The organism is Brevundimonas sp., assembly GCF_035627055.1.
In the GTDB taxonomy this organism is placed as follows: Bacteria; Pseudomonadota; Alphaproteobacteria; order Caulobacterales; family Caulobacteraceae; genus Brevundimonas.
On the sequence record NZ_DASPMM010000010.1, the window covers coordinates 239,681 to 259,939 of the forward strand.

The 20,259-nt window shown below is 70.1% G+C and carries 21 protein-coding genes and 1 other RNA gene; 17 read left to right on the forward strand and 5 right to left on the reverse strand.

Going from position 1 to position 20,259, the window contains the following annotated elements; genetic code table 11:
• Positions 1–24: 24 nt before the first annotated feature.
• From VEA98_RS04890 to panD, 3 genes are all read right to left on the reverse strand, one after another.
• Positions 25–771: an SIMPL domain-containing protein gene (locus tag VEA98_RS04890; protein ID WP_324811358.1), complete on the reverse strand. Its 747-nt coding sequence runs from the start codon at positions 769–771 to the stop codon at positions 25–27.
• A gap of 82 nt (positions 772–853) precedes the next feature.
• Complete coding sequence (locus tag VEA98_RS04895; RefSeq protein WP_324811359.1) at positions 854–1,126, reverse strand: hypothetical protein; 273 nt, start codon at positions 1,124–1,126, stop codon at positions 854–856.
• Between the two features lie 41 nt (positions 1,127–1,167).
• Complete coding sequence (gene panD / locus VEA98_RS04900; protein ID WP_324811360.1) at positions 1,168–1,524, reverse strand: aspartate 1-decarboxylase; 357 nt, start codon at positions 1,522–1,524, stop codon at positions 1,168–1,170.
• A 218-nt stretch (positions 1,525–1,742) separates the two neighbouring features.
• Here panD and sppA point away from each other — a divergent pair, with 218 nt between their 5' ends.
• The 15 genes from sppA (at position 1,743) to murG (ending at position 17,296) form a co-directional block, all read left to right on the forward strand.
• The gene (sppA, locus tag VEA98_RS04905; RefSeq protein WP_324811361.1) at positions 1,743–3,524 is read left to right on the forward strand and encodes a signal peptide peptidase SppA; all 1,782 of its coding nucleotides are present in this window, start codon (positions 1,743–1,745) and stop codon (positions 3,522–3,524) included.
• A 109-nt stretch (positions 3,525–3,633) separates the two neighbouring features.
• On the forward strand, positions 3,634–3,957 hold the full coding sequence (locus VEA98_RS04910; RefSeq protein WP_324811362.1) for a hypothetical protein: 324 nt from the start codon (positions 3,634–3,636) through the stop codon (positions 3,955–3,957).
• Position 3,958: 1 nt separating this feature from the next.
• Positions 3,959–4,720, forward strand: coding sequence for an N-acetylmuramoyl-L-alanine amidase (locus VEA98_RS04915; RefSeq protein WP_324811363.1), 762 nt, complete (start codon positions 3,959–3,961; stop codon positions 4,718–4,720).
• A complete protein-coding gene (locus VEA98_RS04920) occupies positions 4,717–5,241 on the forward strand; it encodes a DUF6678 family protein (protein ID WP_324811364.1) in 525 nt (174 codons plus the stop codon). The genes VEA98_RS04915 and VEA98_RS04920 overlap by 4 nt, the downstream gene beginning before the upstream one ends.
• 6 nt (positions 5,242–5,247) lie before the next feature.
• An RNA gene (gene rnpB, locus VEA98_RS04925) (RNase P RNA component class A) lies at positions 5,248–5,624 on the forward strand.
• 290 nt (positions 5,625–5,914) lie between these two features.
• Positions 5,915–6,400: a division/cell wall cluster transcriptional repressor MraZ gene (locus VEA98_RS04930; protein WP_324811365.1), complete on the forward strand. Its 486-nt coding sequence runs from the start codon at positions 5,915–5,917 to the stop codon at positions 6,398–6,400.
• Positions 6,397–7,362, forward strand: coding sequence for a 16S rRNA (cytosine(1402)-N(4))-methyltransferase RsmH (gene rsmH, locus VEA98_RS04935; RefSeq protein WP_324811366.1), 966 nt, complete (start codon positions 6,397–6,399; stop codon positions 7,360–7,362). The genes VEA98_RS04930 and rsmH overlap by 4 nt, the downstream gene beginning before the upstream one ends.
• Positions 7,359–7,784 (forward strand): cell division protein FtsL, encoded by a 426-nt coding sequence (ftsL, locus tag VEA98_RS04940; RefSeq protein ID WP_324811367.1) that lies wholly within the window; start codon positions 7,359–7,361, stop codon positions 7,782–7,784. Before rsmH ends, ftsL begins: the two co-directional genes overlap by 4 nt.
• Entirely contained in the window at positions 7,781–9,526 is a 1,746-nt protein-coding gene (locus VEA98_RS04945) for a penicillin-binding protein 2 (protein ID WP_324811368.1), read from the forward strand. The genes ftsL and VEA98_RS04945 overlap by 4 nt, the downstream gene beginning before the upstream one ends.
• 20 nt (positions 9,527–9,546) lie before the next feature.
• Positions 9,547–10,992, forward strand: coding sequence for a UDP-N-acetylmuramoyl-L-alanyl-D-glutamate--2,6-diaminopimelate ligase (locus VEA98_RS04950; protein ID WP_324811470.1), 1,446 nt, complete (start codon positions 9,547–9,549; stop codon positions 10,990–10,992).
• Positions 10,985–12,409: a UDP-N-acetylmuramoyl-tripeptide--D-alanyl-D-alanine ligase gene (locus VEA98_RS04955; protein ID WP_324811369.1), complete on the forward strand. Its 1,425-nt coding sequence runs from the start codon at positions 10,985–10,987 to the stop codon at positions 12,407–12,409. Before VEA98_RS04950 ends, VEA98_RS04955 begins: the two co-directional genes overlap by 8 nt.
• 10 nt (positions 12,410–12,419) lie before the next feature.
• Positions 12,420–13,529 carry a phospho-N-acetylmuramoyl-pentapeptide-transferase gene (gene mraY, locus VEA98_RS04960; RefSeq protein WP_324811370.1) on the forward strand — a complete coding sequence of 370 codons (1,110 nt, stop codon included), beginning with the start codon at positions 12,420–12,422 and terminating at the stop codon, positions 13,527–13,529.
• A complete protein-coding gene (gene murD / locus VEA98_RS04965) occupies positions 13,530–14,906 on the forward strand; it encodes a UDP-N-acetylmuramoyl-L-alanine--D-glutamate ligase (protein WP_324811371.1) in 1,377 nt (458 codons plus the stop codon).
• Positions 14,903–16,081, forward strand: a complete 1,179-nt coding sequence (gene ftsW, locus VEA98_RS04970; protein WP_324811372.1) for a putative lipid II flippase FtsW — start codon at positions 14,903–14,905, stop codon at positions 16,079–16,081. Before murD ends, ftsW begins: the two co-directional genes overlap by 4 nt.
• 120 nt (positions 16,082–16,201) lie before the next feature.
• Positions 16,202–17,296: an undecaprenyldiphospho-muramoylpentapeptide beta-N-acetylglucosaminyltransferase gene (gene murG, locus VEA98_RS04975; protein ID WP_324811373.1), complete on the forward strand. Its 1,095-nt coding sequence runs from the start codon at positions 16,202–16,204 to the stop codon at positions 17,294–17,296.
• A 1-nt stretch (position 17,297) separates the two neighbouring features.
• On the opposite strand, the gene VEA98_RS04980 is transcribed toward murG, so the two are convergent.
• The gene (locus VEA98_RS04980) at positions 17,298–17,786 is read right to left on the reverse strand and encodes a hypothetical protein (RefSeq protein WP_324811374.1); all 489 of its coding nucleotides are present in this window, start codon (positions 17,784–17,786) and stop codon (positions 17,298–17,300) included.
• Positions 17,787–17,899: 113 nt separating this feature from the next.
• On the opposite strand from VEA98_RS04980, the gene VEA98_RS04985 reads away from it, so the two are divergent.
• A complete protein-coding gene (locus tag VEA98_RS04985) occupies positions 17,900–19,015 on the forward strand; it encodes a mechanosensitive ion channel family protein (protein WP_324811375.1) in 1,116 nt (371 codons plus the stop codon).
• On the opposite strand, the gene VEA98_RS04990 is transcribed toward VEA98_RS04985, so the two are convergent.
• Positions 18,978–19,445 (reverse strand): hypothetical protein, encoded by a 468-nt coding sequence (locus tag VEA98_RS04990; RefSeq protein WP_324811376.1) that lies wholly within the window; start codon positions 19,443–19,445, stop codon positions 18,978–18,980. The two genes, VEA98_RS04985 and VEA98_RS04990, sit on opposite strands and share 38 nt — an antisense overlap.
• 60 nt (positions 19,446–19,505) lie before the next feature.
• On the opposite strand from VEA98_RS04990, the gene VEA98_RS04995 reads away from it, so the two are divergent.
• Positions 19,506–20,237, forward strand: coding sequence for a WecB/TagA/CpsF family glycosyltransferase (locus tag VEA98_RS04995; RefSeq protein ID WP_324811377.1), 732 nt, complete (start codon positions 19,506–19,508; stop codon positions 20,235–20,237).
• The last annotated feature ends 22 nt before the right edge of the window (positions 20,238–20,259 follow it).

Below are 20,259 nucleotides of genomic sequence, written 5' to 3' on the forward strand. Positions count from 1 at the left end.
GGCGGGAGTTTCGGCTCCCGCCGCCTACTCGATCTCGAATACGACCGTGATGCGGGCGTTGACGCGGACCGGCTCAGGCGCGGCCTCGATCGAGACGGCGGGCCGGACCCGGCTGCCCGTGACCACGATTTCATCGATCTGCGTCGCCTCGTCCCCCGCGTTGTAGCGGGCGGCGCTGGGGTCCTGAATCCTGACGATGCGGCCGAGCCGGCGGCCGGACGCCTCGGCCAGCAGGGCGGCCTGACGCCGTGCGTCCTCGAAAGCGGCGCGGTTGGCCTGCTCCCGGAGCGACTGCCGATCCGAGAACACGTACTCGCCGAGGCCGGCGCGAACGGCGCCGAGGTCTGACGCGAGGGAGACGGCGTCGCCCGCGCGATCCGCCGGGGCGCCTCTCAGAGTGACGGCGCTGTAGGCGATATAGTCCACGACAGGACAGGTATCGTCCCGCCGGGCGTTGCTCTCGCATTGCGGGTCGCGGCGGGGCTCGATCGAGATGTCCCCGGTGGTGGCCCGGGCTTCCGTCAGGCCGTCCAGCCGCGCCCATTGCTCCAGCAACCGGGACTGCATCGCCGCAAGCTGGCGAAGGGCGGCGGCCTGCGTCTCTCCCCGTCCCTGGACGGACGCGTTGACGGTGAACACATTCGGAAGCGCTTCGCCGACGCCTTCGCCGGTCACCACGATGGTCGAGATGTCCGTCGTCCGGTCCTGCGCCAAAACCGATGCTGGCGTGACCAAAAGGGCGAGCGCGGTCAGGCAGGTCAGCAGGTTCATGGTGTTCTCCCCGGGGCTTGCCCGAAGGGGAGGGCGCCCGGGCGCCGACGTCAAGCGGGGCCGGAGGGCGCTCCCGCTCGGGTCAGCTGGCTCGCACCAGCACCGTGGCGATGCCCAGATTCAGGATGTAGCCGACGCCCAGGATCGCCAGCGCCGTCGCGATGTCGTCGTCGGTGACCAGCAGGGCCAGACTCCACGGCACGGTCAGCACCCGCGCCGGCAAGAAGGTCAGGCTGTCGATCGACTGGCCCAGAAACTCGAGCCCGGCCGGCGTGGCCAGCATCAGGCTGACGGCTCCGGCGACGGCATAGAGGCCGTAGAGGAGCCATTTGATCCAGGAAATGCTGCGAGCCATCGGCGCCTCCTTCCGCAGGGAAGGCCGCGGCGGCGGTTCCGTCAAGCCGCGCGCTTGATCTCGTTCCGGTCGTCCAGAAGCACCACGGTCGGCGACCACTGGCGGGCCTCCTCTTCCGGCAGCTGGCCGTAGGTCACGACGATGACCTTGTCGTTCTTCTGCACCAGGCGGGCGGCGGCGCCGTTGACGCCGATGACGCGGGAGCCGCGCGGGGCCTCGATGGCGTAGGTGGTGAAGCGCTGGCCGTTGGTGATGTTCAGAACATCGACCTGCTCGTGCGGGAAGATGCCCGCGGCGTCCAGCAGGTCGGCGTCGATCGCGATCGAGCCTTCATAGTCGAGGTCGGCCTGGGTCACCGTGGCGCGGTGAAGCTTGGCCTTCATCAGGGTGACCAGCATGGGGAGTGCGGTCCGGGATGACGCGGGGCGATCGGCCCCCGCTCGCAGGGTGCTGATATAGGGGCAAGCGCGCGCCTCATCAATCATCTCTGTTGCGGCGCACCATCCGCGTTGCAGCGCATTCGCCTGTTACGTGACGTTCATTTGACGGCAAACCCTGCCGCCCTATGGTCGAGGATGGCCGCGCCCGGCCCGCGCTCCGGACCCTGACCCTCTCCATGAAGCAGTTCTTCCTGACGATGCTCGGCGTCTTCGCTGGCCTTTTCCTGTTCCTCGTCGTCGTGCCGTTCATTCTGATCACCGTGGCGATCAGTTCGGCGAGCTCGAAGGAGCCGACGCCGTCCAACACCGTGCTGGAGTTGGATTTGCGCGAAGGCGTGACCGACCAGGCCCCCACCAACCCGTTCGCCCTGTTCGGCGGCGGCGGCCTGTCGACGATGCAGATCGTCGACACCCTCGCCCAGGCCGAGGACGACAGCCGGGTGAAGGCGCTGCTGATCCGCCTGCCGGAAGCCGGCATCACTCCCGCGGCCGCCGACGAGATCCGTCAGGCGATTCGCCGTTTCCGCCGCTCCGGCAAGGTCGTTATCGCTCACGCGCAGGGCTTCCAGCCGGTCGGGACGGCGGTCTCCAGCTATATGGTCGGCGCTTCGGCCTCCGAGCTGTGGATGCAGAACACCTCCAGCTTCCAGCTGGCCGGCTTCTCCACCGAGTCGATCTTCCTCGGTCGCGCCTTCGAGAAATATGGCGTCAACGCCCAGTTCGAGCAGCGCTACGAGTACAAGAACGCCGTCAACGAATACACCGAGAGCGACTACACGCCCGCCCATCGCGAGGCGATGACCGCGTGGATGACCTCCATCTACACCTCCGCCCTGGCCAACGCCGCCCAGGATCGGCGCGTGACGGCCCAGGCCCTGCGCACGACGATCGAGGCCGGCCCGTATTCCTCGGCGCAGGCGCTGCAGCGCCGCCTGATCGACAAGATCGGCCAGGTCGAGGAGGCTGAAGCCGAGGCCCGACGCCGCGCCGGCCGCGGTTCCGAGATCATGGAGTTCGGGGACTACGCCGCATCGAAGGCCGAGCGTGCGGGCTCGGGGCGAAACGCCATCGCCATCGTGGGCGGTGAGGGCGCGATCCTGACGGGGACGGGCGGCGGGGCCGATCCGTTCGGCGGCGGCTCCTCGATCATGTCGGACGATCTGGCCGAGGCGATCTACGACGCCATCGAGGACGATTCGGTCAAGGCCATCGTCTTCCGCGTCTCCTCGCCCGGCGGTTCGCCCGACGCGTCGGAACAGATCCTGGCCGCGGTGCGCGCGGCCAAGGCGGCCGGCAAGCCGGTGGTGGTCTCGATGGGCGACTATGCGGCCTCGGGCGGCTACTGGATCAGTTCGGAAGCAAACTGGATCGTCGCCCAGCCCTCGACCCTGACCGGCTCGATCGGCGTGTTCGGCGGCAAGATGGTCCTGGCGGACGCCCTTGGGCGGTTCGGCATCGACATGCGCAACCTGGCCGTCGGCGGCGACTACGCCGACGCCTTCTCGCCGTCCGAACCCTTCAGCGAGGCCGACCGGGCCGCCTTCTCAGCCTCGATCGACCGCACCTATGAGGAGTTCATCGCCCGGGTGGCCCGGGGCCGCCATCTGCCCGAGGCCCGGGTGCGCGAGATCGCCCGCGGCCGCGTCTGGACCGGCGCACAGGCGAAGGCCATCGGCCTCGTCGACCAGTTGGGCGGTCTGGAGGAGGCCGTCGCGAAGGCCCGCCAGCTGGCCCGCATCCCCGCCGACGAGTCCGTGCGCTTCAAGCGTTACCCGGAATCGAAGTCGCCGTTTGCGGCCTTGTCCGACATGTTCGGCGTCTCGGGTGAAGCGGCCCGGGTGCTGATCGGCATCGGCGGCGTCATGAACGATCCCCAGGCCGAGGCCGCCGTGCGCCAGCTCCAGACCGAACGCGCACGGACCTCGGGCGCCACGGTGCTGGCCGACCGGCCCTACTGACCAGCGACAAAAGGACACTCGCCTGTGAAGGGGCCGGTCATTGACCGTTCACCCCTATGGACCGACATTCGGAGTTCGGCGTTGTTCGCAACGCCACAGAGGTGAATTCATGACCCAGTCCGATCGCCTGACCTTCGGCCCCGGCCCCTCCGGTCGACGGCCCGCCAACGGGTTCGTGGCCTCGGTCATGTGGCTGGGCGGCCTCATCGCCACCTTGGCCGCCATGGCGATCGGCGCGGTTCTCGCCGTATTCACGGCTGCCGCCGTCGCGGTGATCGCCCTGTTCGCCGGAGCGGTGGTGTTCCTCGCCGGCCTCGCCCTGCGCGCCCGCCGCACCCTCTCCGTCCGCAGGCGTCGAGGCGACGATGTCATCGAGGCGCGCAAGGTCGACGGCACCTGGGTCGCCTACGGCTGGGAGCGTCCGGGCCGCTAGGATGCTGGTCGTCCGGGACGCGCCGTCGCCTAATTTCGACAAGCGGCGGGCCCCGCCCGACATGCTGGTGCTGCACTACACTGGCATGCGCAGCGCCGATGAAGCCGTCGCGCGGTTGCAGGACGCGGAGGCGAAGGTCTCGGCCCACTATGTCGTCGACGAGGATGGGTCGATCCTGAGGCTGGTCGCCGAGGAGCATCGCGCCTGGCACGCCGGCCGCGGCGCCTGGCAGGGCGAGACCGACTGCAACGCCGCCTCGATCGGCATCGAGATCGTCAACCCGGGCCACGAATTCGGCTACCGCGACTTTCCCGACGCGCAGATCGACGCCGTCATCAGCCTGGTCAGCGACATCCGCACCCGCTGGACCATCCCCGACGCCCGTATCGTCGGCCACTCCGACCTCGCCCCGGAGCGCAAGCAGGACCCCGGGGAGCGCTTCCCGTGGAAGCGATTGGCCTCGGTCGGCCACGGCCTGTGGTTCGAGCCTGCGGCGGAGCGAATTTCCGCGCTTGGAGCCCCTCTGGCCGTCGGCGACGAGGGCCTCGGCGTCATCGTCCTGCGCGCCGGTCTGCACAGGCTGGGCTACGGTCTTCAGCCGGGCGGCGACTACGACGAGGCGACGCGATTGACCGTCGAGGCCTTCCAGCGCCACTGGCGGCCCGCGCAGGTGGACGGGATCGCCGACGGGGAAACGCGCGCCACCCTGATGGGCGTGCTCCAACTGGCGACGGCGGAGAGCGTCACCGGCGTCCTGCAATGACCGGCAAGCAGCTGACCCGGGCGGATTGGGCCGCAAGGCGCCAGGCGGATCGCGAGGCGCGTCAGAAGCGCTGGCGCGAGGTCGAGGAGCCCCGGTTCAAGGCGGCGGTCCTGGCCGAGATCGAAAGCCGCGGCCTCGCCTCCTTCATGAACACGACGCGCTGGCGGGCCCTCGTCGACGGCGTCTACGCCGAACTGCCGTTCCCGCCGCCTTTTCAGCTTCAGCCGGTCATCGGAGAGCGGGAGGCGCCCTGGAACCTCGATGCCGTGAACCACTGGGGCGCGTGGAGCGAGCTCGAACCTTTCTTCGCCATCGAATGTCTGAGGGTCCTGCCCCGCTACCGCAAGGTCGTGGGCGGGCTGATCGACGACGAATGGATCGATTGCACGAATGCCTTCCGCGATTTGCTGATCCGCCTCCGCATCCCCTTCCGGGAGGACGAGGCCGGCACGTTCTGGATCCACGGCTACGCCCCGGCCGACCCGGCGACATTGACGCCGCCGCCCGGAACGCCCACCTAGGCCCCGTCAGACGGCCGGGCGGTCGCGGCGGAGCTTGCTCCGTCGAGGAAAGTCCGGGCTCCACGGTGAAATGGCGGCGGATAACCTCCGCCCGGGGCGACCCGAGGGATAGCGCCACAGAAAGCAAACCTCCGGCCTCGCGAGGCCGGTAAGGGTGAAAGGGTGGGGTAAGAGCCCACCGCGTGCCTGGCAACAGGGACGGCATGGCAAGCCCCGCCTGGAGCAAGACCGAATAGGGACGTCGCGCGGTTTCGGCCGCAGGGTTCACCGCCCGAGGCGTCCGGGTAGGTCGCGAGAACCGTCCAGCAATGGCCGGTCCAGAGGAATGATCGTCGCCGCCTTTCGGGGCGGAACAGAACCCGGCTTACAGGCCGTCTGACCCTTTCTCTTTTGGCGGCCTTCCGCTCGCGCCGCGGGCGCTCGCTGCCTGAGCGCGCCGTTAACCTTTTGCGGCGCAACATTCATCCACAGCCTGTCTATACTTTCTATGTTCTGTGTATGTTCTGATTTCTACAGGGTTCGCTGTTACGGTCGAGGTTAACTTCCGTCAACTAATCCCATTGAGACCCATTTCATCCCATGCTATCCCATACATCTGAGTTGGGGTTGGCGGGCGCGGGGATGCGCCCATGACGCAGAGGGGCGGATCGAAGGGTCCGAGTTGGGGCAGGGCGTGTTTCTCTCGACCTATGAGAAACAACTGGACGGCAAGCGCCGTCTGCTGATCCCGCAGGAGTTCCGCACGGCCGACAACGGCGCGGAGCACGGCGTCTTCTGCTTCTTCTCGATCGAGTCCGACTGCCTCGAGGCCGGCGGCGACAAGCTGATGGCCGAATACGTCTCGATGATCGAGGAACTGCCGTTCGGCGACGACGTGCGCACGGCGCTGGAAGAGACCTTCTACGCCGGCCAGCGCCCGCTGGCCTATGACGGCGGCGGCCGCATCACCCTGCCCGAACATCTGTGCCAGGACGCCGGTCTGGGCGAGGACGTGGTCATCGTCGGCCTCGGTTCGCGCTTCCAGATCTGGGACCGCGCCCGCTGGAGCGCGCGGCGTGACGAGCGCCGGGCGCTGGCCCGTCAGGCGGTGCGCGAGCGCGGCGAGGCCGGGCGCAAGGCCCTGCTGGCCGGGCGCCGACCGGGCGGGGAGGGCGCATGAGCTCGCCCCACGCCCCCGTCCTGCTGGCCGAGGTGCTCGAGGCTCTGGAGCCGCAAGCCGGCGACGTGATCATCGACGCCACCTTCGGCGCCGGCGGCTACGCCCGCGCCATCCTCGCCACCGGCGCGACCGTCATCGCCCTGGACCGCGATCCCACCGTCCAGCCCCACGCCGACGCCGTCGCCAACGACTTCCCCGGCCGGTTCCAGCTGATCCGCACGCCGTTCTCGGGCCTGTCCGAGGCCTTCGCCGACAGCGGCCACCCCAGGCTTGACGGCGTGGTGTTCGACATCGGCGTCTCGTCGATGCAGCTGGACCAGGCCGAGCGCGGCTTCTCCTTCATGCGCGACGGGCCGCTGGACATGCGCATGTCGGCCAATTCTGATCATGGGGGCGAGACCGCCGCCGACATCGTCAACGGCTGGGACCACGGCCCGCTGGCCCACATCTTCAAACTCTATGGCGACGAGCGTCAGTCGGGCCGCGTCGCCACCGCCATCCTGCGCCGCCGCGCCGAGAAGCCGTTCACCCGCACGCTCGACCTGGCCGAGGTCGTCGAAAAGGCTCTGGGCGGCCGACGCGGCGCGCCCATCCATCCCGCCACTCGCGTGTTCCAGGCCCTGCGCATCGCCGTCAACGACGAACTGGGCGAGCTGCGCGCCGGTCTGGAGGCGGCCGAGGCGACGCTGGCGCCCGGCGGCCGGCTGGCCGTGGTCACGTTCCATTCGCTCGAGGACCGCATTGTCAAGGCGTTCCTGACCGAGCGCACCGGTAACGCCCCGGGCGGCTCGCGCCACGCGCCGGTGGCCATCGATCCGCGCAAGCCCAGCTTCACCCTGCGCTTCAAAGGGGCGCGCGAGGCCGGCGAGGATGAGCGGGCCGCCAACCCTCGCGCCCGTTCGGCCCGGCTGCGCGCGGCCATCCGCACCGACGCTCCCGCCTGGGGAAGGATTGCAGCATGAGGGCGCTCGGGACCCTCAAGCGCGTCTTCGACTGGAAGGTCCGCGGCGTGCGCTGGGTCGAGATCATCGGCCTGATGCTGGTCGGGGCGATGATCTTCTCCGTCTATCTGGCCAAGGCCGCGGCGGCGAGCGAGAGCGCCCGCATCGCCCGGCTGGAACGCCAGATAACCGAAAACGGACAGCGGGTTCGCCTGCTGCGCGCCGAGGCCGCCCGGCTGGAGCAGCCCGGCCGGCTGGAGGCCCTGTCGCGCATGGCCGGTCTCGGCCCCGTCGATGTTCGCCGCCAGGCGAGCGAGGCCAGCCTGCCCGAACTCGCGCCGATCCCCGAGCCGTCGCCCGCCGTCATCGTTGCTCCCACGCCTCCCGCCGCCCCGCCGGCCGCACAAACGCCCGCCGCGCCCGCCGCGGAGGTCGCGCAATGAGCGTGCACGACGATCCGCACGCGTGGCAGCGCCCCGCGCCCGGCCGTTCGGGCGGCGGCGTTTCGCTGCCGTCGTGGCGCTGGCTGTCCGAGGCCATGTGGCGGATCGAACACTCGTTCGGCCGCGCCCGCGCCGACGCCCGTCCGGAAGAGGACACCCGGGTCCGCATCTTCGTCATCCTGTCGCTGTTCTCGGCCGTCTTCGTCTGCCTGGCCCTCGGCGCGGCCAACGCCGCCCTGCTGGCGCCGAAAGGTGGCGTCGGCTCGATCGGCCATCCGAACGCCGTGTCCCGCGCCGATGTCGTCGACCGCAACGGAGCCCTGCTGGCCACCAACATCGTCCACTACGGCCTCTACATCGATCCGGCCGAAGTCTGGGATCGCGGCGCCGCCGCCGAACGGATCAAGCGGGTGCTGCCGCGCGTCTCGATGGCCAAGCTGAACCGTGTGCTGTCGGGCGACCGGCGGCTGATCGTCATGCCCGGTCTGACCCCCGGCGAACGGGCGGCCGTGCACGCCCTCGCCCTCGGCGGGGTGAGCTTCGAACCGGAGGATCGCCGCGTCTATCCTCTGGGCGCGTCGGCCACCCACGTGCTGGGCGTCACCGATACCGGGGGCCAGGGCATCACCGGCGCGGAACTGGCCTTCAATCAGGAAATCCGCGACGCCGGCGCGCGCGGCGAGAGCTTCCCCCTGTCGATCGATCTCCGCGTCCAGGGCGTGCTTGAGAACGAGTTGGCCCGCGCCGTGGCGGAGACCCAGGCCAAGGGCGCAGTCGGCATCATCGCCGACGTCCAGACCGGCGAAATCCTCGGCATGGCCAGTTGGCCGACCACCGACCGGCTCAACCGCGCCACCTCGGCCCACTACGAAATGGGCTCGGTGTTCAAGACCTTCACCGTCGCCGCCGGCCTCGACACCGGCCGCGCCGACATGAACACCCTGTTCGACGCGTCGCAGGCCTTCATGATCGGCAACCGCCGCATCACCGACTTCCACGCCACCAACCAGGTCCTGACGCTGGAAGAGGTCTATCTGCACTCCTCGAATATCGGCACGTCCCGACTGGCCGTCGAAATGGGCCCCGCGACGATGCGGGACTATTTCAGGCGTTTCGGCCTGCTCGACGCCGCCCCCATCGAGCTGCACGAGTCGGCGCGCCCCCGCCGCCCGACGAAGTGGGATGACTCGACGCTCGCCTCGTTGTCGTTCGGCTACGGCATCATGATCACCCCGCTGCAGATGTCCGCCGCCATGGGCGCCCTGACCAACGGCGGCCGCTTCATTCCGCTGACGCTGCGCAAGGGCGGACGGCCCGACGCCCAGGTCCGCCAGGTGGTCAGCCCGCAGACCTCGCTGACCCTGCTCGACCTGCTGCGCCGAAACGTCGTGCGCGGCTCCGGCGGACGGGCGGAAGCGCCGGGCCTGCGCGTCGGCGGCAAGACTGGCTCGGCCAACAAGCTGGTCAACGGCCGCTACGACCCGACCCATGCGGTCGGCACCTTCGCCGCCGTCTTCCCCGCTGACGGGCCGGTCAACGCCCGGCGCTACTCGATCCTGATCCTGATCGACGAGCCGGGAACCTACCCGCGTACGGGCGGCTTCGTGGCCGCACCGGCGGTGGGCCGGATCGCCGACCGCATCGCGCCCTTCCTCGGTGTCGAGCGCCGCGCGGACCAATATCGCACCGCCCTTGGCGAGCGAATTCCCGCCTTTGAGGACGTCGAGGGGGACGGCCGGTGAGCGCCGTCCAGCCCACGGCCATGAAGCTGTCGGACCTGCTGCGCCGCGACGTGCCGGCCGACCCCGTGATCACCGGCGTCACCGCCGACAGCCGCAAGGTTGCGCCCGGCAGCCTCTTCGTGGCCCTGCCGGGCAGCGCCGCCGACGGCCGAGCCTTCATCCCCCAGGCCCTGTCGCAGGGAGCAGCCGCGGTGTTGGCTCCCGCCGACACCGAGGCCGCCCTCGCCCCCGTTCTGGTCACCTCCGGCGACGTGCGCCGCGCCTACGCCATCGCCGCCCGCAGCTTCTATGGACGCCAGCCCGCCACCTGCGTCGCCATCACGGGCACCAACGGCAAGACCTCGGTGGCCGCCTTCTGTCGCCAGATCTGGGCCTCACTCGGCCTGTCCGCCGCGAGCATGGGGACGCTTGGGGTTTTGAAACAGACGGGTAACGTTAATCAGGCGTTGACCGGCCCCGGCCTGACCAGCCCCGACGCCGCCGACGCCGCCCGCCTGCTGGCCGAGCTGGCCGCCGACGGCGTCACTCATCTGGCGCTCGAAGCCTCGTCGCACGGCATCGACCAGCGGCGGCTTGACGGGGTGTCGCTGAAGGCCGCCGCCTTCACCAACCTGACCCAGGACCATCTCGACTACCACGGCGACATGGAGGCCTATCGCGCCGCCAAGCTGCGCCTGTTCGAGACCCTGCTGCCTCGCGGCCGGACCGCCGTGCTGAACGCCGACTCCGACGCCTATTCCAGCTTCGCCGCGGCCTCGATCATGTCGGGCCTTGGCGTGATGGGCGTCGGCGAGCGGGGCCGGGACCTGACCCTGGTCGGCCGCCAGGCCGTACCGGAGGGCCAGCGGCTGGCGCTGGACGTGCGCGGGACCCTGCATGAGGTTCTGCTGCCGCTGGCCGGCGCCTTCCAGGCCTCCAACGCTCTCGTCGCCGCCGGCCTGTGCATCGCCGCTGGCGAGACGCCTGAACGCGTCCTGGCTGGACTGGAAACCCTCACCGGCGCCCAGGGCCGCCTGCAGCGCATTCCGGGCGCCGGCCGCGGCGAGGTCTATGTCGACTACGCCCACACGCCCGACGGGCTGGAGACGGTGCTCAAGGCGCTGCGCCCGCACGCCGCCGGACGGCTGATCGTGGTCTTCGGCGCCGGCGGCGACCGCGACCGCGCCAAGCGTCCGCTGATGGGCGAGATCGCCGGCCGCCTTGCCGACCTCGCCATCGTCACCGACGACAATCCCAGGTCCGAGGACCCGGCCGCCATTCGTCGCGCCGTCCGCCAGGGCTGCCCGGACGCGCAGGAGATCGGCGACCGGCGCGCCGCCATCCGTCATGCCATCGAACAGATGCGCGACGGAGATGTGGTGGTCATCGCCGGAAAAGGGCATGAGCAGGGACAGATCGTCGGCGGGGTGACCCATCCCTTCGACGACGCGACCGAAGCCGCCGAAGCCCTGCGCCTCCATGCCTGACACCGCCCCCCTCTGGACCTCCGCCGAAATCGAACAGGCCACAGGCGGCCGCCTGTCCGGCCACCCGTTCGCCGCGTCCGGCATCACCTACAACAGCCGGGAAATCGTCCCCGGAGACCTGTTCGTGGCCCTGAAGGGCGCCCGCGACGGCCACGACTTCGCCGGCATGGCCTTCGCCAACGGCGCGGCCGGGGCCCTCGTCGAGCGGGCGGTCGATGGTCCCGCGGTGATCACCGGCGATGCCCTGGAGGCGCTCGAGGCAATGGGCGTCTTCTCGCGGGAGCGGGCTCCGCACGTCCGGCGCGGCGCCGTGACAGGCTCGGTCGGCAAGACCAGCGTGACCCAGGCGATCAAGGCCGGCCTTGACCTCGCCGGCCCGGCCCACGCTTCAATCAAGAGCTACAACAACCACATCGGCGTGCCGCTGACCCTCGCCCGAATGCCGCGTTCCACCGCCCGCGCGGTGTTCGAGATCGGCATGAGCGCACCGGGCGAGATCGCGCCCCTGTCGAGGATGGTGCGGCCGCACGCCGCCTGCGTCACCACCGTCGGCCCCGTGCACATCGAGGCTTTCGCCAATGGCGAGGCCGGGGTCGCGACCGAAAAGGCGTCGATCTTCGAGGGCTTGGCGCCCGACGGCGTGGCGGTTCTGAACGGTGAGGTCGATTTCGCGGTCGTGCTGGACGCCGCGGCTCGCAAGGCGGGCGCCCGTCTGGCCACCTTCGGAACCGCGGCCGGGCACGACGCCCGGCTGCTGGACTTCGAGCCGGGCCCTGAGGGCGCCCGGGTCCGGGCCGAGCTGTTCGGCACACCGCTGGACTTTACCCTGCGCCAGTCGGGCTTCCACTGGGGGCTGAACAGCCTCTGCGTTCTGCTGATGCTCGACGCCCTGGACGTGCCGCTGGAGACGGGACTCGCGGCCCTCGCCGACTTCGAGCCGCTGGCGGGCCGGGGCCAGACCACGATCATCAAGGCGCCGGGCGGGGCCTTCACCCTGATCGACGAGAGCTACAACGCCAATCCGCTGTCGATGGCCGCCGGCTTCCGCAGTCTCGGCGCAAAGCCGGTCGGCGCCGGCGGACGCCGCGTCGTGGTCCTGAGCGACATGCTCGAATTGGGGGATCAGTCGCAGGCCCTGCACGAGGGCCTGGCTGGCCCGATCGCGGCCGCCGGGCTCGATCTCGTTCACACCGCCGGGCCCGAGATGAAGCGGCTCCACGACGCCCTTCCGCGGGAGCGCCGCGGCCTGTGGCGCCCAACCGCCGCCGAGCTCGCCGCTGAAGCCGCCGAACTGGTTGCGCCCGGCGACATCGTCATGGTCAAGGGATCGAACGGGTCAAAGGCGTCCCTCGTCGCCCGCGCCCTGGCCGCCCTCGAAACGCCCTCAAGCAGCGACGCGCCGCGCGCGGAGCGATAGGGAACGCAACATGTTCTACCTGCTCTATCTCCACTACGCCGACATCGCGCAGGACTACCCCCTGCTCAACCTGGTTCAGTACCAGACCGTGCGGGTGGCGCTGTCGATGGCCACGGCCATGATCGTCGCAGTGGCCATGGGCAGCCGCTTCATCGCCTGGATGCGGGTCAAGCAGGGCAAGGGCCAACCGATCCGTTCGGACGGCCCGGTCTCGCATCTGTCCAAGGTCGGCACCCCGACCATGGGCGGGCTGATGATCCTGGCCGGCATCGCCGTGGCGGTGCTCCTGTGGGGCGACCTGACCAACCCCTACATCTGGATCGTCAGCTTCGTGACCGCCGCCTTCGGCGTGCTCGGCTTCATCGACGACTACGCCAAGGTCTCGAAGCAGACCTCCGCCGGCCTGACCTCGAAGCAGAAGCTGGTCGCCCAGGTGATTGTCTCGGTCATCGCCGGCGTCCTCACCGTGCTCTGGATGACAGCCTCGCCGACCACGCCGAACCTGGAGACCTCGATCGCCTTCCCGTTCTTCAAGGCGGTGTTGCTGAACGTCGGCTGGTTCTACGTCCTGTTCGCGGCCTTCACCCTCGTCGGCTTCTCCAATGCGGTGAACCTGACCGACGGCCTCGACGGACTGGCCATCGTGCCGGTGATGATGGCGGCTGCGGCCTTCGGCATCATCAGCTACCTGGTCGGCAACTTCATCTTCTCCGACTACCTCGGCGTCCACCACGTGCCGGGCTCGGGCGAGCTGGCCATCTTCTGCGCGGCCATCATCGGCGGCGGCGTCGGCTTCCTCTGGTACAACGCCCCGCCGGCCAAGATCTTCATGGGCGACACCGGTTCGCTGGCCCTCGGCGGCGCGCTCGGCGCCATCGCCGTGGCCACCAAGCATGAGCTGGTGCTCGGCATCGTCGGCGGCCTGTTCGTCATCGAGGCGCTCAGCGTCATGATCCAGGTCGGCTACTTCAAGGCCACGAAGAAGCGCATCTTCCTGATGGCCCCGATCCACCACCATTTCGAGAAGATGGGCTGGCCGGAGTCGACGGTGGTGATCCGCTTCTGGATCGTCTCGGCCATGCTGGCCCTCGCGGGCCTCGCCACCTTGAAACTCAGATAGATGATCCCGGTCCCCGGCTTCGAAGGGCGGCGGATCGCGGTCTTCGGCCTCGGCAGGTCGGGACTGACGGCCGCGCGCGCCCTCAAGGCCGGCGGCGCCCTGCCGGTGCTGTGGGACGACAGCGTCTCCAGCCGCATGCAGGCCGAAGCGGAGGGCTTCGCCGTCGAGGACCTGACAAGCGCCGATTGGTCCGGCTTCGCAGCGCTGGTCCTGTCGCCAGGGGCGCCCCTGACCCACCCCAAACCGCACTGGACGGTCGCCCGCGCGCGCGAAGCCGGCATCGAGATCATCGGCGACATCGAACTGTTCGCCCGCGCCGTCGCCTCCCTGCCTGAAGGCGAGCGGCCCCGGGTCGTCGCCATCACCGGCACCAACGGCAAGTCCACCACTACCGCCCTGATCGGCTGGGTGCTGAAGCAGGCCGGCATGACCGTCCATGTCGGCGGCAACATCGGCATCGGCGTCCTGGCTCTCCCGGCCCCGACGCCGGAGGCGGTCTATGTGATCGAGGTGTCGAGCTACCAGTTGGACCTGGCGACGCGCTTCGCTCCGGATGTCGCGATCCTGACCAACGTCACCCCGGACCATCTGGATCGGCACGGAGGGATGGAGGGCTATGTCGCGGCCAAGGCCCGCATCTTCCAGACGCAGCGGGCCGATGGCGTTGCGCTCGTGGGGGTCGATGAGGAGTGGGGGCGGGGCGTCCTGCTGGCGCTCGGGAGACGCGCCCGGGCCGTGTCCACGGCGGGACTCGCAATCGGGATCCTTGCCGAACCCGGGCGCCTGACGGTCGATGGCCATGAGATCGACCTCTCTTCGGCCCGCTCGCTTCCGGGACGCCACAACGCCCAGAACGCCGCCTTCGCCTACGCCGCCGCCCGCGCTGTCGGCGTGCCGCATGACGCCGCCATCGAGGGCCTTCTCTCCTTCCCGGGCCTCGCCCATCGCATGGAGCATGTCGGCACGCTCGGCCGGGTGCGCTTCATCAACGATTCCAAGGCCACCAACGCCGACGCCGCCCGGCAGGCCCTGTCATCCTACGTCCGCAGCTTCTGGATCGCCGGCGGCCGGGCCAAGGCGGGCGGCATCGACGACCTCGAGGACCTGTTCCCACGCGTGGCCGAGGCCTTCCTGATCGGCGAGGCGGCCGGGCCGTTCGCCGCCCGACTCGGCGACACCCCACACCGCATCAGCGGCGACATGGCCACGGCCGTGCGTCAGGCCGCCCAGGCCGCCGCCGCCACCGGCCGCGACGAGGTGGTGCTGCTGTCCCCCGCCGCCGCCTCCTTCGACCAGTATCCCGACTTCGAGGCGCGCGGCGAGGCCTTCCGCGCCGCCGTCCTCGCCCTCGGCGCAACCCCCGCAGGCGCGTTATGACCGAAGCCTACAGCCCCGCCTTCTCCCGCAACGACCAGAGCCCCATCGCCAAATGGTTCTGGACCGTGGACCGCGGCCTGCTGGCGGCGGCCCTGACCCTGATGGCTCTGGGCGTGGCGCTGAGCTTCGCCTCCAGCCCGGCGGCGATCAATGCGGACCAGTCGATCACCGACCCGTTCCATTATTCGTGGCGGATGATGGTCTGGGCCTCGATGGGGCTGGTCATCATGCTGACCACCTCGCTGCTGTCGCCGCGGGGGGTGCGCCGGATCGCCGTCCTCGCCCTTCTCGGCGCCATCGTCACCATGATGGCCCTGCCGTTCATCGGCGACGAGGTGAAGGGCGCCGCGCGCTGGATCAACCTGGGGCCCTTCAGCCTGCAGCCGTCGGAATTCGCCAAGCCCGGCCTGATCGTCTTCGCCGCCTGGATGTTCGCCGAGGCCCAGAAGGGACAGGGGGTGCCCGGCGTCAGCATCGCCTTCGGCTTCTGGGCCCTGACCGTCGGCCTGCTGCTGATCCAGCCCGACATCGGCCAGACCCTGCTGGTCACCACCACCTTCATGGCCGTCTTCTTCATGGCAGGGGTGCCGCTGAAATGGGTGGCGGTGATCGCGGCCGCGGGCATGGCCGGGCTGGTGTCGCTGTATTTCGCCTTCGGCCACATGCGCGACCGCCTGAGTCGCTTCCTCTCGCCCGAGAGCACCGACACCCACCAGATCGACCGCGCCTCCGAGGCCATCCGCGCCGGCGGCCTGGTCGGCCGCGGGGTTGGGGAGGGGGTCATGAAGCGCCACGTGCCTGATCTGCATACCGACTTCATCTATTCCGTCGGGGCCGAGGAGTTCGGCCTGATGCTGTCCCTGAGCATGATCGGCCTCTACGCCTTCATCGTCATCCGCGGCATGAAGCGGGCGATGAAGCTGAACGACCCCTATGAGCAGACCGCCGCCGCCGGCCTGTTCGTGCTGCTGGGCCTGCAGGCCTGCATCAACATCGCCGTCAATCTCAACCTCATCCCGACCAAGGGCATGACCCTGCCGTTCATCAGCTACGGCGGCTCGTCGATGCTCGCCATGGGCCTGACCATGGGCCTGGCCCTGGCCCTGACCCGCCGCCGCCCCGGCGCCTACGAGCCCGGCGCCACCCTGCCGCAGCGGCGGCGCATCCTGCCTTGATGGGGGTGGCCCGACCGGGCGCTAGTGCTAGTGAGCAAGGGGTGAGCCGCTGTCGCAGGCGGCGCGCTGTGTCCTGCTCACCTCTCGCTCACCAGCCCTAGACCCGATCCAAGAGCCAACATGACCACCAGAGTCTGCGTCGTCGCCGCCGGGGGCACCGGCGGGCACATGTTCCCGGCCGAGGCGCTTTCGCGCGAGTTGCAGGCGCGGGGCTGGCGCATCGTGCTGGCCACCGACCATCGCGGCGAACAGTACGCCCACGCCTTTCCGGCCGAGGAACGGATCGCCCTCGACGCCGCCACCGGCCGCGGCCCGCTCGGGATGGCGAAGGCCGGCCTGACCATTGTGCGCGGCGTCCTGCAGGCGCGGGCGGCGCTGAAGCGGCTGGACGCGGCCGTGGTGGTCGGCTTCGGCGGCTATCCGTCCGCGCCCGCCCTGCTGGCGGCCCTGAGTCAGGGCCGGCCCACCCTGTTGCACGAGCAGAACGCGGTGCTGGGGCGTACCAACCGCTGGCTCGCCCCCTATGTCGGCTCGGTCGCCTCGTCCTTCCCCAACCTGCAGAAGGTCCCGAACGGCGTCGGCGCCCGCGTGACTCTTGTCGGAAATCCGGTCCGGGCGGACATCAAGGTCCTTTTTGACCGACCCTTCAGGGCCCCCGCGCCCGGAGAGCCGATCCGCGTGCTGGTCACCGGCGGCAGCCAGGGCGCGCGCATCCTGTCCGAGACCGCGCCCCGCGCCCTGGCCGCGTTGCCGGACGCGATCCGCGCGCGTCTGAAGGTCCAGCAGCAGTCCCGGCCCGAAACCCTGGAGGCCGCCCGCCAGATCTACCTCGACGCCGCCATCGACGCCGAGGTCGCCCCCTTCTTTCGCGACATGGCCCAGCGGCTGTCGGCCGCGCATCTGGTCATCGGCCGGGCCGGGGCCTCGACCTGCTCGGAACTGGCCGTGGCGGGCCTGCCATCGATCCTGATCCCGCTGAAGATCGCCATGGACGACCATCAGCGTTTCAACGCCGCCAGCCTCGCGGACGCGGGCGGGGCCGAGGTCATGCTCGAGGACGCGGTCACCGTCGAGCGCCTGACGCTCGCCCTCGCCGGCATTCTCGGCGACCCGGCCCGGCTCGAGGCGATGAGCCGTGGCGCGCGCGCCACGGCCCTTCCGGACGCCACCCGCTCGCTGGCCGAGCGGGTCGAGGCGGCGGCCCGCCCCGCCTGAGCTACCGCCGGCCTGCGGGCGCGGGCGCGGCGAACAGCGCGTTGGCGGCCGCCCGCGCCGCGGCGGCGTTGGTCACGGGCGTCGTGCGGGCCCGTTCCGGCGGCGCACAGGCGGCGTCCAGGGTGATCGCCGCCGGGGTGCCCGCGGCGGGGGCCGTCCGCTCGGCCGCCCCCGCGTCGGTCTTGACGTGGGTGGCGCCGGCATAGAGCACGGTCCGCACCGTCCGCGAGGTACGGGCGGCGCAGTCGATCTCCCACTCCAGCGCCAGGGTGTCCGCTCCCGCGGGAATGGCGTCCTTGAGGAACAGCCAGGTCCAGGTCCGCTTCAGCGTCCCGTCGTCGACGGGCGGCGTCATATAGGCCACGGCCGCCGGCGCGGCGAACACCTGCCGCATCGGACCGTCCAGGCCCAGGGTCGCGTCCTGGGCGACCACCGCTGTCCCGGTAAGAGCGAAGGCGCCGACTATCGCAATCTTAAGTACTGTTTTCATGGAACAATCCCTCCCAAGTCCCCGGCCGCACTATCTCCGTCATTTCGCGTTATGCAAACCTGCGTCGCGTCAGGCGTTCCGGACAGGTGGCGCCCACGCCTGCGCAGGGACCGATGCCCGCATTCATCACCGACCTGACCCACGAGGTCTTCCGCCTTTGGCGCCGGCTGTACTGGCTGCCTGAATGGGCGGTTGTGGCGGTCATTGTCACGGGTTTCGTCTTCGTCGGCTGGGCGGCCAACCAGATCGTCTTCGCCCTGCTCAAGCTGGCGGTTCGCAAGCGCGACGTGTTCTGGCGCGGGGTCGTCGGCCGGGCGCGCCTGAAAGTCCGGATCGCAGTCATGATCGTGGCCATGGGGCTCGCGGTCACCGTCTCGCCGCTCGATCCCGGCCCGTCGGAGGCGATCCGTCAGACGCTGCTGTTCCTGTTCATCCTGACGCTCGGCTGGATGGCGATCGGCGCGTCGGACATGTGGGCGGTGGTCTATCTGCGCCGCTTCAACATGGCGGCGGAAGACAATCTGGTCGCCCGAAAGCACATCACCCAGACCCGCATCCTTCAGCGCGTCGCGGCCCTGCTGATCGGCGTCGTCACCCTGGGTCTGGCGCTGCTGACCATCTCGGCCGTCCGCCAATGGGGCATGAGCCTGCTCGCCTCGGCCGGCGTGGTCGGCATCATCGCCGGCTTCGCCCTGCAGCCGCTGCTGACGAACATGATCGCGGGGGTCCAGATCGCCACCGACCAGCCGATCCGTCTCGACGACGCCGTCATCGTCGAGGGGGAATGGGGCACGGTCGAGGAAATCACCTCGACCTATGTCGTCGTGAAGCTGTGGGATTGGCGGCGGATGATCCTGCCGCTGACGTATTTCATCCAGAAGCCGTTCCAGAACTGGACCCGCGAGACCGCCCGGCTGATCGGCACGGCCTTCCTCTATGTCGACTACGAGGCGCCGATGGACCGGCTGAGGGCCGAGCTGGAGCGCATCTGCCGCGACAGCCCGCTGTGGGACGGCGACGTGGTCAGCCTGCAGGTCACCGACATCACCGACCGGGTCGCCCAGGTCCGCTGCCTGGCCAGCGCCCGCAACGGCTCGGTCGCCTTCGACCTGCGCTGTGAAATCCGTGAGAAGATGCTCGCCTTCATGCGCGACGAATGTCCGGAGGCGCTGCCGAAGGACCGGCTGGCGCTCACTCCGCCGCCCGAAGCGCCGCCCGCCCGACCCTGATGGCGTCCGCGAGGTTGTCCGCGTCCGCCTCGCCCGCCGAGGCCGGATCGCAGGCCATGGCCCGCAGTGCGGCTGCGTCGGGGTCGCGAGCGGCGGGGTAGGGCGGAGCGGCATCCGGCGTGATGGGCCCTTCCGCACCGCCTTGTCGCACCGAGGCGAAATCCAGCCGGTCCGCCGTGCCCGTGCGGCAGTCGAAGGCCCACCACGACCAGCCGCCCCAGTAAGCCTCCCCGCCGGCTGTGAAGTCTTCTTCGGCCACCTGCAGAGAGCGCATCCGGGCCGTGTCGCCTTCGCGGCGGATCGTCGACAGCTCGGCCAGCACCGCGAAGCGGCCGACGCTCGTGAGCACCAGTTGTGGGCCCTCCCGTGGCGGGGCGGGCTCCGCGCAGGCGGGCGTCGCCAGCGTCAGGCCGAGCAGGACCGCAAGCATCGCCGTTCTCATACGCCAGTCGTAACCGCCCGTTGACCGGCTGGCGAGTAGACTCCGCGCATGACGCGGTTCATGACGCTCGACTTCGCCGACGGGAGCCGCCAGGCCCTGCTGGCCCGCGTGGCCGGCATGGCGCGCGGAGAGGGCTACGCTTACGTCGTCACCCCCAACGTCGATCACGTCATCAAGCTGATGGACGGTCGGGTCGAGGCGGACGTCTATGGCGACGCCGACCTGAAGGTCTGCGACAGCCGCATCCTCGCCCATCTGGCCAAGCTGCGCGGCAAGGCGCTCTCCGTCTATCCCGGCTCCGACATGACCGCCGACCTGCTCGCCTCCCCTGTGGCCGAGGGGCTGACCATCGGCGTGTTCGGCCCCGACCGGACCGCCTTCGACGATCTCGCGGCCCGTTATCCGGATCGCCGCTTCACCTTCATCGAGGCGCCTATGGGGTTGACCCCCGGGACAGCGGTCTGGATCGGGGCCGTCGACGCGGCCGCCCGCGCCGATTGGGACGTGCTTCTGGCCTGCGTCTCCTTTCCGAAACAGGAGCGCTTCGCCCACGCTTTGCGAGCCGCCGGCCGCGAGCACGGCGTGGCCCTGTGCGTCGGCGCCTCGGTCGACTTCCTGACCGGCCGCCAGCAGCGCGCGCCGGAGGTGTTCCAGCGGCTGTCCCTGGAATGGCTCCACCGGCTGCTCAGTCAGCCCCGCCGCATGTTCCGCCGCTACGTCATCGAGGGGCCTGCCATCTTCGGGCTGTTCATCCGGCACGAGGTGCTGCGGCGGGGTTGAAACCCGCTCCCGTCGGCCTCAG